Annotated in this window: 12 protein-coding genes; 7 read left to right on the forward strand and 5 right to left on the reverse strand. The window is 72.8% G+C overall.

Going from position 1 to position 11421, the window contains the following annotated elements; all coding sequences use genetic code 11:
* The first annotated feature begins 263 nt into the window (after positions 1–263).
* On the forward strand, positions 264–1811 hold the full coding sequence (locus RIM90_RS27050; protein ID WP_309063368.1) for a sodium-dependent transporter: 1548 nt from the start codon (positions 264–266) through the stop codon (positions 1809–1811).
* Entirely contained in the window at positions 1811–1948 is a 138-nt protein-coding gene (locus tag RIM90_RS27055) for a methionine/alanine import family NSS transporter small subunit (RefSeq protein ID WP_309063369.1), read from the forward strand. Before RIM90_RS27050 ends, RIM90_RS27055 begins: the two co-directional genes overlap by 1 nt.
* A 109-nt stretch (positions 1949–2057) precedes the next feature.
* Here RIM90_RS27055 and dusB read toward each other — a convergent pair whose 3' ends face one another.
* Positions 2058–3224, reverse strand: coding sequence for a tRNA dihydrouridine synthase DusB (gene dusB, locus RIM90_RS27060; protein WP_309063370.1), 1167 nt, complete (start codon positions 3222–3224; stop codon positions 2058–2060).
* A 78-nt stretch (positions 3225–3302) separates the two neighbouring features.
* Between dusB and RIM90_RS27065 the strand changes: the two genes are divergently transcribed.
* Both RIM90_RS27065 and RIM90_RS27070 read left to right on the forward strand, forming a co-directional pair.
* Positions 3303–4748 (forward strand): MFS transporter, encoded by a 1446-nt coding sequence (locus RIM90_RS27065; RefSeq protein WP_309063371.1) that lies wholly within the window; start codon positions 3303–3305, stop codon positions 4746–4748.
* Between the two features lie 193 nt (positions 4749–4941).
* Positions 4942–5154 (forward strand): hypothetical protein, encoded by a 213-nt coding sequence (locus RIM90_RS27070; RefSeq protein ID WP_309063372.1) that lies wholly within the window; start codon positions 4942–4944, stop codon positions 5152–5154.
* On the opposite strand, the gene RIM90_RS27075 is transcribed toward RIM90_RS27070, so the two are convergent.
* Both RIM90_RS27075 and RIM90_RS27080 read right to left on the reverse strand, forming a co-directional pair.
* Complete coding sequence (locus tag RIM90_RS27075) at positions 5143–5736, reverse strand: TetR family transcriptional regulator (protein WP_309063373.1); 594 nt, start codon at positions 5734–5736, stop codon at positions 5143–5145. The two genes, RIM90_RS27070 and RIM90_RS27075, sit on opposite strands and share 12 nt — an antisense overlap.
* Before the next feature lie 25 nt (positions 5737–5761).
* Positions 5762–6787 carry an aldo/keto reductase gene (locus RIM90_RS27080; protein WP_309063374.1) on the reverse strand — a complete coding sequence of 342 codons (1026 nt, stop codon included), beginning with the start codon at positions 6785–6787 and terminating at the stop codon, positions 5762–5764.
* Between the two features lie 186 nt (positions 6788–6973).
* Between RIM90_RS27080 and RIM90_RS27085 the strand changes: the two genes are divergently transcribed.
* Positions 6974–8032, forward strand: coding sequence for a chitinase (locus RIM90_RS27085; protein ID WP_309063375.1), 1059 nt, complete (start codon positions 6974–6976; stop codon positions 8030–8032).
* A 13-nt stretch (positions 8033–8045) separates the two neighbouring features.
* Here RIM90_RS27085 and RIM90_RS27090 read toward each other — a convergent pair whose 3' ends face one another.
* Positions 8046–8948, reverse strand: a complete 903-nt coding sequence (locus tag RIM90_RS27090) for a LysR family transcriptional regulator (protein ID WP_309063379.1) — start codon at positions 8946–8948, stop codon at positions 8046–8048.
* 79 nt (positions 8949–9027) lie between these two features.
* On the opposite strand from RIM90_RS27090, the gene RIM90_RS27095 reads away from it, so the two are divergent.
* Complete coding sequence (locus RIM90_RS27095) at positions 9028–10014, forward strand: EamA family transporter (protein ID WP_309063376.1); 987 nt, start codon at positions 9028–9030, stop codon at positions 10012–10014.
* 86 nt (positions 10015–10100) lie between these two features.
* Positions 10101–10709, forward strand: coding sequence for an NAD(P)-dependent oxidoreductase (locus tag RIM90_RS27100; protein ID WP_375165571.1), 609 nt, complete (start codon positions 10101–10103; stop codon positions 10707–10709).
* Between the two features lie 81 nt (positions 10710–10790).
* Here the strand turns inward: RIM90_RS27100 and RIM90_RS27105 are convergent.
* Positions 10791–11421: His/Gly/Thr/Pro-type tRNA ligase C-terminal domain-containing protein (locus RIM90_RS27105; protein ID WP_309063378.1), on the reverse strand; the 631-nt coding region annotated here is incomplete at its 5' end.

Genomic DNA, 11421 nt, shown 5'->3' on the forward strand with positions numbered 1-11421 from the left:
CCCGACGGGCAGGCGCGGACGGAACACGTACGAGCCGGGTCCGGTACCGAGCCGCCCCTCCCGGCGCCCCCGCTCCGCACCCGTCTCGCGGGCCTGCGGAACGCGCACCCGGTCGCCGCGCGCCACCCGCCCGTGATCTCGGACGGCACCGCGAGCCGGACCCGGCGGCGACGCGCGTGCCCCTTGCACGCGCCCACTGTGCGCCGGGCATTCCTGTTGCTAGCGTGCCGGATTACTCAAAAAATGACCAAGGAAACGTGATCATGTCCAGTCCTTCCCGTGAGCAGTGGGGAAGTCGCTCAGGCTTCCTGTTCGCCGCGATCGGCTCGGCGATCGGCCTCGGCAACATCTGGCGCTTCCCCGCCGTCGCCTACGAGAACGGCGGCGGGGCCTTCCTCCTGCCGTATCTCGTCGCGCTGCTGACCGCCGGCATCCCGTTGCTCGTCCTCGAGTACTCGATCGGCCACAGATTCCGGAAGTCGCCCCCGGCGGCCTTCCGGAAGCTGGCCAGACCCGCGGAGGTGATCGGCTGGTGGCAGGTCGCGATCTGTTTCGTGATCGCCGCCTACTACGCCGTCATCATCGCCTGGGCGGTGCGTTACATCGGTTACTCCTTCGGCGAGCAATGGGGCGGCGACGCCAACGCCTTCTTCTTCGGCGACTTCCTCCAGGCCGCCGAGACGCCCGGCGTCATGTCCTCCTACGTCGACGGCGTGCTCTGGCCGCTCATCGCGGTCTGGCTGGTCGTGCTCGTCATCCTGGCGCTCGGCGTCCGCAACGGAATCGAGAAGGCCAACAAGTTCTTCATCCCGCTGCTGGTGCTCTTCTTCCTCGTCCTCGTCGGCCGCGCGCTCACGCTCGACGGTGCCGGCGAGGGACTGGACGGCCTGTTCCGGCCGGACTGGTCGGCGCTCGGCGACGGCAGCGTGTGGGTCGCCGCGTACGGTCAGATCTTCTTCTCGCTGTCCATCGGCTTCGGCATCATGATCACGTACGCCTCGTATCTGCGGAAGCGCTCGGACCTCACCGGCTCCGCGATGGTCGCCGGCTTCGCCAACAGCGCCTTCGAGATCCTCGCGGGCATCGGCGTGTTCGCCACCCTCGGCTTCATGGCCGCGGCCCAGGGCGTCGGGGTGAACGAGGTCGCGAGCTCCGGCATCGGCCTGGCGTTCGTGGCGTTCCCGACGGTCATCTCCCAGATGCCGCTGGGCGCGCTGTTCGGCACGCTGTTCTTCGCCTCGCTGGTGATCGCCGGCCTCACCTCGCTGGTCAGCATCGTGCAGGTCGTCATCGCCGCCGTGCAGGACCGCACCGGTATGCGCCGGGTCCCGGCGGTCCTGGGCGTCGGCGGGGCCATCGCCCTGGTGTCGATCCTCGTCTTCCCTACCGACAGCGGCATCTACCTGCTGGACGCGGCGGACCACTTCATCAACCAGTACGGCATCGCGCTCGCCGCGCTGGTCGTGCTCGTCGTCGTGGGCTGGCTGCTGCGCCGGCTGCCCGCCCTCCAGGAGCACGCCAACGGCGTCTCCTCGGTGCGGGTCGGCCGCTGGTGGCTGGTCTGCCTCGGCATCGTCACTCCGCTGGTGCTCGGCTGGATGATGGTCGACAGCCTGCGCGCGGAGTTCGCCGAGAACTACGAGGGCTACTCGACGGAGTTCCTGCTCTGGGCGGGCTGGGGCGTCGCCGCGGCGGCGCTGCTCGTCAGCGTGGTCCTCAGTCTGGTGCCCTGGCGCTCCGCCGACTCCGAGGCCGCCGCGGAGGCGGGCGCGGGCACCGGCTCCGACGCGTCCGAAGGGGGGAAGAACTGATGTCGACGAGTGCGATCATCATGCTGATCGTGGCCATCGTGATCGTCTGGGGCGGTCTGGTGGGCGCCATCGTCCACCTGCGCCGCCACCCCGAGCGTCCCGAGGACGACGCGCCCCCGGCGCAGCCGACGGCCTGAGCGGTCCGGACACGCGCGTACGGCCCTGCTCCCTGAGGAGCGGGGCCGTACGCACGGGCTCGCGCGGGGGCTCCGTACGGGGCGGAGCCGTACGGTGCGGGCGGCCCGGTCAGCCGCCGGAGGTGTCGAGCTCCGCGTCCTCGCCGACGCCCGCGCAGTCGTACGGGTCCTTCAGCCAGCCGTCCGGCAGCACCACCCGGTTGTTGCCGGACGTACGGCCGCGGGGGCCGTCGGCGCCCGCCGGCCAGGGCTGGTCGAGGTCGAGCTCGTCGAGGCCGGACCGCAGTTCCTCCAGCGAGGAGGTGATCGCGAGCCGCTTGCGCATCTCGGAGCCGACCGCGAAGCCCTTCAGGTACCAGGCGACGTGCTTGCGGAAGTCGATCACCCCGCGGGACTCGTCGCCGATCCACTCGCCGAGCAGCCTGGCGTGCCGGACCATGACGTCGGCGACCTCGCGGAGGGTGGGCCGGGCGACGTCCTCGGAACGGCCCTCGAAGGCCGCCACCAGGTCCGCGAACAGCCACGGCCGCCCGAGGCAGCCGCGGCCCACGACCACGCCGTCGCAGCCCGTCTCGCGCACCATCCGCAGCGCGTCGTCGGCCGACCAGATGTCGCCGTTGCCGAGCACCGGGATCTCCGGGACGTGCTCCTTCAGCCGGGCGATGGCGTCCCAGTCGGCGGTGCCGCCGTAGTGCTGGGCGGCGGTGCGGCCGTGCAGCGCGATGGCGGTCACGCCCTCCTCGACGGCGATCCGCCCGGCGTCCAGGTAGGTCAGGTGGTCGTCGTCGATGCCCTTGCGCATCTTCATGGTCACCGGCAGGTCCCCGGCCCCGCCGACCGCCTCGCGCAGGATGGCGCGCAGCAGGTTCCGCTTGTAGGGGAGGGCCGAACCGCCGCCCTTGCGGGTCACCTTGGGCACCGGGCAGCCGAAGTTGAGGTCGATGTGGTCGGCGAGGTCCTCCTCCGCGATCATGCGGACGGCCTTGCCGACGGTCACCGGGTCGACGCCGTACAGCTGGATGGAGCGCGGCTTCTCGCTCGCGTCGAAGGTGATCAGCTGCATGGTCTTGTCGTTGCGTTCGACCAGCGCCCGGGTGGTGATCATCTCGCTGACGAACAGCCCCTTGCCCCCGCTGAACTCCCGGCACAGGGTGCGGAAGGGCGCGTTGGTGATCCCGGCCATGGGAGCGAGCACGACGGGCGGCTGGACCGTGTGCGGGCCGATCTGCAGGGTCGAGGTCATCGTGGGCGTGGCCATTCCCCCATTGTCCCGCATGCCGCGGGGTACCCGGCACGGTGATCGCGCAATGGTCATTAGTTAACCGCACTATCGAAGCGCCGTACGATGGGAGCCATGTCCGAGCCCAGCCCCGGCCGACGCATGCTGGTGCTCGCGATCTGCTGCATGAGCCTGCTGATCGTGAGCCTGGACAACACCGTCCTGAACGTCGCCCTGCCGTCCCTGCAGAGGGACCTGCACGCCACCACCTCGGGCCTGCAGTGGGCCGTCGACGCCTACACCCTCGTCCTCGCCTCGCTGCTGATGCTCGCGGGCTCCACGGCCGACCGGATCGGCCGCAAACGGGTCTTCATGGCGGGCCTGGTCGTCTTCACCCTCGGCTCGCTGCTGTGCTCGCTCGCCCCGAGCCTGGAGGCGCTCGTCGCCTTCCGCATGGTGCAGGCGGTGGGCGGTTCGATGCTCAACCCGGTCGCCATGTCGATCATCACCAACACCTTCACCGACCCGCGCGAACGGGCCCGCGCGATCGGCGCGTGGGGCGCGGTCGTCGGCATCTCGATGGCCGCCGGTCCACTGGTCGGCGGTCTGCTGGTGGAATCGGTGGGCTGGCGCTCCATCTTCTGGATCAACCTGCCGGTGGGGCTCGCCGCTCTCCTGCTCACCCTGCGCTTCGTCCCGGAGTCCCGCGCGCCCCGGGCCCGCCGCCCCGACCCGGTCGGGCAGCTCCTGGTCATCACCCTGTTCGGCTCCCTGACGTACGCGATCATCGAGGCCCCGCACGCCGGCCTGCCGGCCGTCGCCCCCTTCGCCGTCCTCGCGCTCGCGGCCCTGACCGCCCTCCTCCGCTACGAGTCCCGCCGCCGTGAGCCCCTCATCGACCTGCGCTTCTTCCGTTCGGCGCCGTTCAGCGGGGCCACGGTGATCGCGGTGGGCGCGTTCGCGGCGCTCGGCGGATTCCTGTTCCTGTCCACGCTGTACCTGCAGAACGTCCGGGGCCTGAGCGCCCTGGAGGCCGGTCTGTGGATGCTCCCGATGGCCGTCCCCACCTTCCTGTGCGCCCCGCTCTCCGGCCGGCTGGTGGGCAGCCGGGGCCCGCGTCTGCCGCTGCTGATCGCGGGCGCCGCGATGACGGCGAGCGGGCTGCTGTTCGCCCTCTTCGAGGCCGGGACGGCCGACCTCACCCTCTTCGTCGGCTACGTGCTGTTCGGCATCGGCTTCGGCTTCGTCAACGCCCCCATCACCAACACCGCCGTCTCCGGCATGCCGACCGCCCAGGCCGGGGTGGCCTCGGCGGTCGCGTCCACCAGCCGTCAGCTGGGCCAGGCGCTGGGGGTCGCGGTGGTCGGCGCGGTGCTGGCGGCCGGAGTGGGGTCGTCGTCGTACGCGGACGCCTTCGTGCCGGCCGCACGGCCCGGCTGGTGGATCCTCACCGGGTGCGGGCTGGCGGTCCTGGTGGTGGGGGCGCTGACCTCGGGCCGCTGGGCCCGCCGGACCGCCGAGCGCACGGCCGAACGGCTGGAGTCGGCGGAGATCCGTCAGGCCACGGGGGTCGGCGCATAGCGCCCGGCGCCGGCGCGGCCCCTCCGGGACGATCGCGCGCGGCCCCTCCGGCCGCTCCCGGGACTCCTCGTCCACCGGTACGTACGCCACCGCGCGGAGCCCCCTGTCGATGTCGCTCTCGCCGCACACTCCTTGTCGTCCCCGAACGGGGGCACAAGAACGGCGACACCCGAACACGGATGCCGGAGGAGTCATGCCGCAGACCGACCGGAGCAAGATCAGCCGCTGGGATCTGCACGGCCGCGAGCACGTCGTGCGCGTCCGGCGCACCGGCGTGCAGCGCACGATCGGCTGCGACACCTGCGGGTGGCGCCAAAGAGTGCGGTTCCTGCCGTGGACGAAGGCCCAGGAGCACCTGGCCCAGGCCCATCAGGCGACGGTGGATCCGGCGGGATCAGCCGCGTAGGCCGCGCACCACCAGGTCCACGACCGCCTCGAACTCCGCGTCGACGCCCGGCCGTTCCCAGTCCTTGGCGTAGCAGGGGTCGTGGAAGCGGCCGGTGGCCTGGAAGACCGCGCGGGCCGTGGTGACCGGGTCGGCGGCGGGCGCGAAGGCGCCGGACGCGACGCCCGCCGCCACGACGCGGGCCAGCTGGGCGGTGAGGTCGGCCACGTGCTCGCCGACCGCCTCGCCGTTCTCCCCGGTCAGCACCATGTAGGTGGCGAACAGCTCCGGGTCGTCGCCCGCCTTGCGCCGCTTGGCGTCGAAGAGCGTGAGCAGCCAGGCGCGCAGCCGCGCCTCCGGGTCCCTCTCCTCGTCGGCCACGATCCCGGCCAGCGCCTCGGACGTGCGGTCCAGCCATCGCTTGGTGACCGCCTCGCGCAGCGCCGCCTTGGTGCGGAAGTGCCGGTAGACGCTGCCGTGGCTGACGCCGAGCGCGCGGGCCACGTCGACCACGGTGGCCTTGGCCGGGCCGTGGCGGCGCAGCACCTCCTCCGTGGCCTCGAGGATGCGCTCGGCGGTCAGGGTCTCGCTGGTCGATGGCATGAGGTGACGGTACCCGGAGCCCGGATCAGCGTTCGCTGTCGAGGTGGGCCATCTGCGGTGCCGCGTACCGCTCGCCGGCCGCCGCGCCGGCCGGCACCGCGTCCTCGATGGCGGCGAGGTCGGCCGCGTCCAGGACGACGTCCAGCGCGCCGAGCGACTCCGTCAGCCGCTGCCGGGTGCGCGCGCCGACCAGCGGGACGATGTCCTCGCCCCGGGACAGCACCCAGGCGATCGCGGTCTGCGCGACGGTGACGCCCTTGCGCCCGGCGATCTCGCGCAGCGCCTCCACCAGCTTCAGGTTGTGGCGGAGGTTCTCGCCCTGGAAGCGCGGGGAGTGGGCGCGGAAGTCGTTCGCGGCCAGGTGCCGGCCGGCGGAGAAGTGGCCGGAGATCAGGCCGCGGGACAGCACGCCGTACGCGGTGACGCCGATGCCCAGCTCACGGGTGGTGGGCAGGATCTCGGCCTCGATGCCGCGCGAGATCAGCGAGTACTCGATCTGGAGGTCGGCGACGGGGGCGGTGGCGGCGGCCCGGCGGATCGTCCCGGCGCCGACCTCGCTGAGGCCGATGTGCCGGACGTACCCCTTCTCGACCAGCTCGGCGATCGCGCCGACGGTCTCCTCGATCGGCACGGCCGGGTCGAGGCGGGCGATGCGGTAGACGTCGATGTGGTCGACGCCGAGGCGCTGGAGCGAGTACGCGGCGAAGTTCCTCACGGCCTCGGGGCGGCCGTCGTAGCCGAGCCAGTCGCCGTCGGGACCGCGCAGCGCGCCGAACTTCACGCTGATCAGCGCCTGTTCCCGGCGTGCGGCGGGAGCCGTGCGCAGGGCCTCGCCGATCAGCAGCTCGTTGTGGCCCATGCCGTAGAAGTCGCCGGTGTCGAGCAGGGTCACGCCGGCCTCCAGCGCGGCGTGGACGGTCGCGATCGACTCGGCCCGGTCGGCGTCGCCGTAGAGCGCGGACATGCCCATGCAGCCGAGGCCGAGGGCGGAGACCCGGGGGCCGGTGGCGCCGAGGGTGCGGAAGGACTGGATCTGTGTCGTCGTCGTCATGCCTCCACCCTCGCATGACAGATGACAGATTTCAATATCTGTTACCTGTCACATGTCACCCGCTCGCCGCCCGCACGAAGCGGCCACTCGCGGTCCAGACCCATTGACGAAAGGTCTGGACCACAAGCATTGTCATGCCTACGACATTCGCGCTCACCTCGCCGCACCCCCACCGGGAGGCCTCGCATGATCCGTCGGTTCCGAAGGCTCCGCCTGCTCGCCGCCGCCCTCACGGCGGCCGTCCTCGCCCCGCTCTCCGTCACCGCCGCCTCCGCGGCCCCCGCCGCCGACACCTGTGCCGTGAAGTCCAAACCGGCCGGCAAGGTGCTCCAGGGCTACTGGGAGAACTGGGACGGCGCCGCCAACGGCGTCCACCCGCCCTTCGGCTGGACCCCGATCACCGACCCCCGCATCGCCGCGCACGGCTACAACGTGATCAACGCGGCGTTCCCGGTCATCCGCTCCGACGGCACCGCGCTGTGGGAGGACGGCATGGACACCGGCGTGAAGGTCGCCACTCCGGCGGAGATGTGCGCGGCCAAGGCGGCCGGGCAGACGATCCTGCTGTCCATCGGCGGCGCGACCGCCGGCATCGACCTGAGCTCCGCGGCCGTCGCCGACCGGTTCGTCGCGACGATCGTGCCGATCCTGAAGAAGTACAACTTCGACGGCATCGACATCGACATCGAGACCGGCCTGGTCGGCAGCGGCACCATCGACCGGCTCTCCACGTCCCAGGCCAACCTGATCCGCATCATCGACGGGATCCTCGCGCAGATGCCGCCCCACTTCGGCCTGACGATGGCCCCGGAGACGGCGTACGTCACCGGCGGCAGCGTGGTCTACGGCTCGATCTGGGGCGCGTACCTGCCGGTCATCAAGAAGTACGCCGACAACGGCCGTCTGTGGTGGCTCAACATGCAGTACTACAACGGCAGCATGTACGGCTGCTCCGGCGACTCCTACCCGGCCGGCACCGTCGCGGGCTTCGTCGCCCAGACCGACTGCCTGAACAGGGGCCTGGTGATCCAGGGGACGACCATCAGGGTGCCGTACGACAAGCAGGTCCCGGGCCTGCCCGCCCAGCCCGGCGCGGGCGGCGGCCACATGTCACCGTCCCTGGTCTCCCAGGCCTGGCGCCACTACGGCACGTCCCTCAAGGGCCTGATGACCTGGTCGATCAACTGGGACGGCTCGAGGAACTGGACCTTCGGCGACAACGTCCGGGCGCTCCAGGGCCGTTGACCGGCCCCGCCGCTCACGCGCCGGCCCGCGGCCGCGGCGCGACGCCGAGCACGTCGAGCATCGCCCGCGTGGCGGGGCTCGCGTGGAAGCGGCTCCAGGCGAGGCACTCGATCCGCCGCGGCCCGTCCACCACCGGGACCAGCGCCAGCCCCGGGTCGGACGCGGCCAGCGGCCGGACGAAGGCCGACGGCAGCAGCGCGACGCCGAGCCCCCGCGCGGTCAGCCGGGTGATCAGCTCGACGAGCCCGACCTCGTACGCCACGTCCCGCGCCAGCCCCGCGGCGGCGAACGCCTGGTCGGACTGGGCCCGCGCGGGCGTGCCCTGCATGAAGTCCACGAAGGTCTCCCCCGCGACGTCCCGCAGCGTGACCCGGGGGGCGCCCGCGAGCCGGTGCCCGGCCGGCACCACCAGCACGTGCTCGTCGTGGTCGAGGACCAGGGTCTCCACACCGGACGGCCGCCGGTTCTCCGGCAGCCCCAGGAAGGCGATGTCCAGCTCGCCCTCCCGGATCGCGGTCACCAGGTCGTCGCTGCGGCCGGAACGCAGGACCACGCGCACCTCCGGGTACCGGGCCCGGTAGCGCTGGAGCAGTTCCGGCACGTCGACGGCGGCGGCGGTCACGATCACCCCGACGGCGAGCCGTCCCCGCACCACCCCGGCCGCGGCGGCGGCATCGGCCGCCGCCCGGTCGGCGGCCGCCAGGCACTCGCGGGCCCGCGCCACGAACGCCTCCCCCGCGCTCGTGAGCTCCACCCGCCGGCTGGACCGGGCGAACAGCCTGACCCCCAGCTCCTGTTCGAGACCGGCGATCCGGTGGCTCAACGACGACTGGACGACGGAGCACCGCTCGGCCGCGCGCGTGAAGTTACGGGTCTCGGCGACCGCGACGACGTACCGCATCTGCTGAAGGTCCACCCGGCCATCGTTTCGGTGCATGGCTGCGATGACAACCATGCTTTGGAGACATGGCCGGGTCCGTCCGAGACTGCCCGGCATGCAGAACTCGCACGCACGGCACGCGGCGAACGTCGCGCTGACCGCCCTCGCGCCCGCGTCCTGGGGCACGACGTACGCGGTGACCACCGAGCTGCTGCCGCCCGGACATCCGCTGTTCGCGTCGGTGATGCGCGCCCTGCCCGCCGGACTGCTCGCCCTGGCCGTCACCCGTGCGCTGCCGCGCGGCGACTGGTGGTGGAAGGCCGCCGTCCTCGGCACCCTCAACATCGGGGCGCTGTTCCCGCTGCTGTTCGTGGCGGCCGCACGCCTGCCCGGCGGGGTCGCCGGCACGCTCGGCGCCGTCCAGCCCCTGATGGTCGCCGGGCTGGCCGTCGTGGCGCTCCGCGACCGGCCCTCGGCCTGGACGTGGGGCTGGGGCGTGATCGGCGTGGCGGGCGTCGGGCTGGTGGTGCTCGGTCCACAGGCCCGGCTGGACGCCCTCGGGGTGCTGGCCGGTCTCGCCGGGACGGCGGGCATGGCGACCGGCGTGGTCCTCACCAAGCGCTGGGGCCGCCCCGCCGGCGTCGGCCCGATGACCCTGGCCGGCTGGCAGCTGACCGTCGGCGGCCTGGTGGTGGCGCCGCTCGTGCCGGTCTTCGAGGGAGCGCCGCCCGCCGTCGGCACCGGCGCCGTCGCGGGCTACCTGTGGCTGGGCGGCATGGGCGGGCTGATCTCGTTCACGCTGTGGTTCCGCGGGCTCGGCAGGCTGCCGGTCGCCGCGTCGGCGCCCCTGGTGCTGCTGTCCCCCCTGGTGGCGACCCTCGTCGGTCTGGCGCTCGGCGAGACCCTCGGTCCGCTGCAGGTCCTCGGTTTCGTCCTCGCCCTGGCCGCCCTGCTCGCCGCGCAGTTCACCGTCCCCGACCCCGCCCGCCTGTGCGCACGCGCCCGGCGCACGCGCGCCGCCCCCGGCGCGGACGCCCGCACGGCAGGCCCGGCAGACCCCCGGCCCACGGCCGGACGCACCCGAGGAGAACGCATTCCATGACGACGACGGACAGACCGACGACAGACCTGACGACGACGGGCACGACGGCGACAGGCACGACGATCGCCGTCCTCGGCGCCACCGGCATGGTCGGCAGCCGGGTGGCCGCCGAGGCCGGCGCCCGCGGGCACCGGGTGCGCGCGCTGTCCCGCAGGCCCGCCGCCGACGACGAGCCGGGCGTGACGCCGGTCGCGGTCGACGCGAGCGACACGGACGCCCTGCGCGCGGCCCTCACCGGCTCCGACGCCGTGGTGGTCACCGTGCGCACGGACCCCGTCGACCAGGACTTCCTCGTCGGCACGACCCGGGCGGTGCTGGACGCCGCCGCCGGCACGGGGACGCGCGTCCTGGTGGTCGGCGGCGCCGGGGTGCTGCGCAGCCCCGGCACGCCCGGCCTGCTCGTCGCGGACGATCCGGCCCATGTGCCCGCCGGGGTGCGGCCCGTCGCCGCCGCCGGGGTCGCCCAGCTCGCGGCCTGCCGGGCCCACCCGTACCGGAACTGGGTCTACGTGGCCCCGCCCGCTCTGCTGGAGCCCGGCGAGCGGACCGGCCGCTACCGGCGCGGCACCGACACCCTCCTCACCGCGGCCGGCGGCCGCTCCTGGATCAGCGCCGAGGACCTGGCCGTCGCCGTGCTCGACGAACTGCAGGACCCGGGCGCCGAGCACCTGATCACCGTGGTCCACCGGCCGTAGCGGCCCCCTGAAGCACGACGGCCCTTGCCCCGGTCCCTCGCGGAAACCGGGTCAAGGGCCGTCGGCGGTCCCCGGAGGGACTCAGCAGCCGATCAGACGCGAGGCCAGGTAGCCCTCGATCTGGTCCAGGGAGACGCGCTCCTGCTTCATCGAGTCGCGCTCGCGCACGGTCACCGCGTTGTCGTCCAGGGTGTCGAAGTCGACGGTGACGCAGAACGGCGTACCGATCTCGTCCTGGCGGCGGTAACGGCGGCCGATGGCGCCGGCGTCGTCGAACTCGATGTTCCAGTTCTGCCGCAGCGTCTGCGCCAGGCCCTTGGCCTTCGGCGACAGCTCGGGGTTGCGGGACAGCGGGAGCACCGCGACCTTCACCGGGGCCAGGCGGTGGTCGAGCCGCAGCACGGTCCGCTTCTCCATCTTGCCCTTGGCGTTGGGCGCCTCGTCCTCGACGTAGGCGTCGAGCAGGAAGGCGAGCATCGCCCGGCCGACACCGGCCGCCGGCTCGATGACGTACGGCGTCCAGCGCTCGCCGGCCTCCTGGTCGAAGTAGGAGAGGTCCTGGCCGGAGGCCTTGGCGTGGGCGGAGAGGTCGTAGTCGGTGCGGTTGGCGACACCCTCCAGCTCGCCCCACTCGCTGCCGCCGAACTGGAAGCGGTACTCGATGTCAGCGGTGCGCTTGGAGTAGTGGGAGAGCTTCTCCTTCGGGTGCTCG

The sequence above is a fragment of the Streptomyces sp. genome (assembly GCF_031181555.1).
In the GTDB taxonomy this organism is placed as follows: Bacteria; Actinomycetota; Actinomycetes; order Streptomycetales; family Streptomycetaceae; genus Streptomyces; species Streptomyces fimbriatus.

Bases quoted from the DNA above. Each gene is read 5' to 3' on its own strand.
- RIM90_RS27050 (WP_309063368.1), top strand. From the start codon at position 264: ATGTCCAGTCCTTCCCGTGAGCAGTGGGGAAGTCGCTCAGGCTTCCTG.
- RIM90_RS27055 (WP_309063369.1), top strand. From the start codon at position 1,811: ATGTCGACGAGTGCGATCATCATGCTGATCGTGGCCATCGTGATCGTC.
- dusB (WP_309063370.1), bottom strand. From the start codon at position 3,224: ATGCGGGACAATGGGGGAATGGCCACGCCCACGATGACCTCGACCCTG.
- RIM90_RS27065 (WP_309063371.1), top strand. From the start codon at position 3,303: ATGTCCGAGCCCAGCCCCGGCCGACGCATGCTGGTGCTCGCGATCTGC.
- RIM90_RS27070 (WP_309063372.1), top strand. From the start codon at position 4,942: ATGCCGCAGACCGACCGGAGCAAGATCAGCCGCTGGGATCTGCACGGC.
- RIM90_RS27075 (WP_309063373.1), bottom strand. From the start codon at position 5,736: ATGCCATCGACCAGCGAGACCCTGACCGCCGAGCGCATCCTCGAGGCC.
- RIM90_RS27080 (WP_309063374.1), bottom strand. From the start codon at position 6,787: ATGACGACGACGACACAGATCCAGTCCTTCCGCACCCTCGGCGCCACC.
- RIM90_RS27085 (WP_309063375.1), top strand. From the start codon at position 6,974: ATGATCCGTCGGTTCCGAAGGCTCCGCCTGCTCGCCGCCGCCCTCACG.
- RIM90_RS27095 (WP_309063376.1), top strand. From the start codon at position 9,028: ATGCAGAACTCGCACGCACGGCACGCGGCGAACGTCGCGCTGACCGCC.
- RIM90_RS27100 (WP_375165571.1), top strand. From the start codon at position 10,101: ATGGTCGGCAGCCGGGTGGCCGCCGAGGCCGGCGCCCGCGGGCACCGG.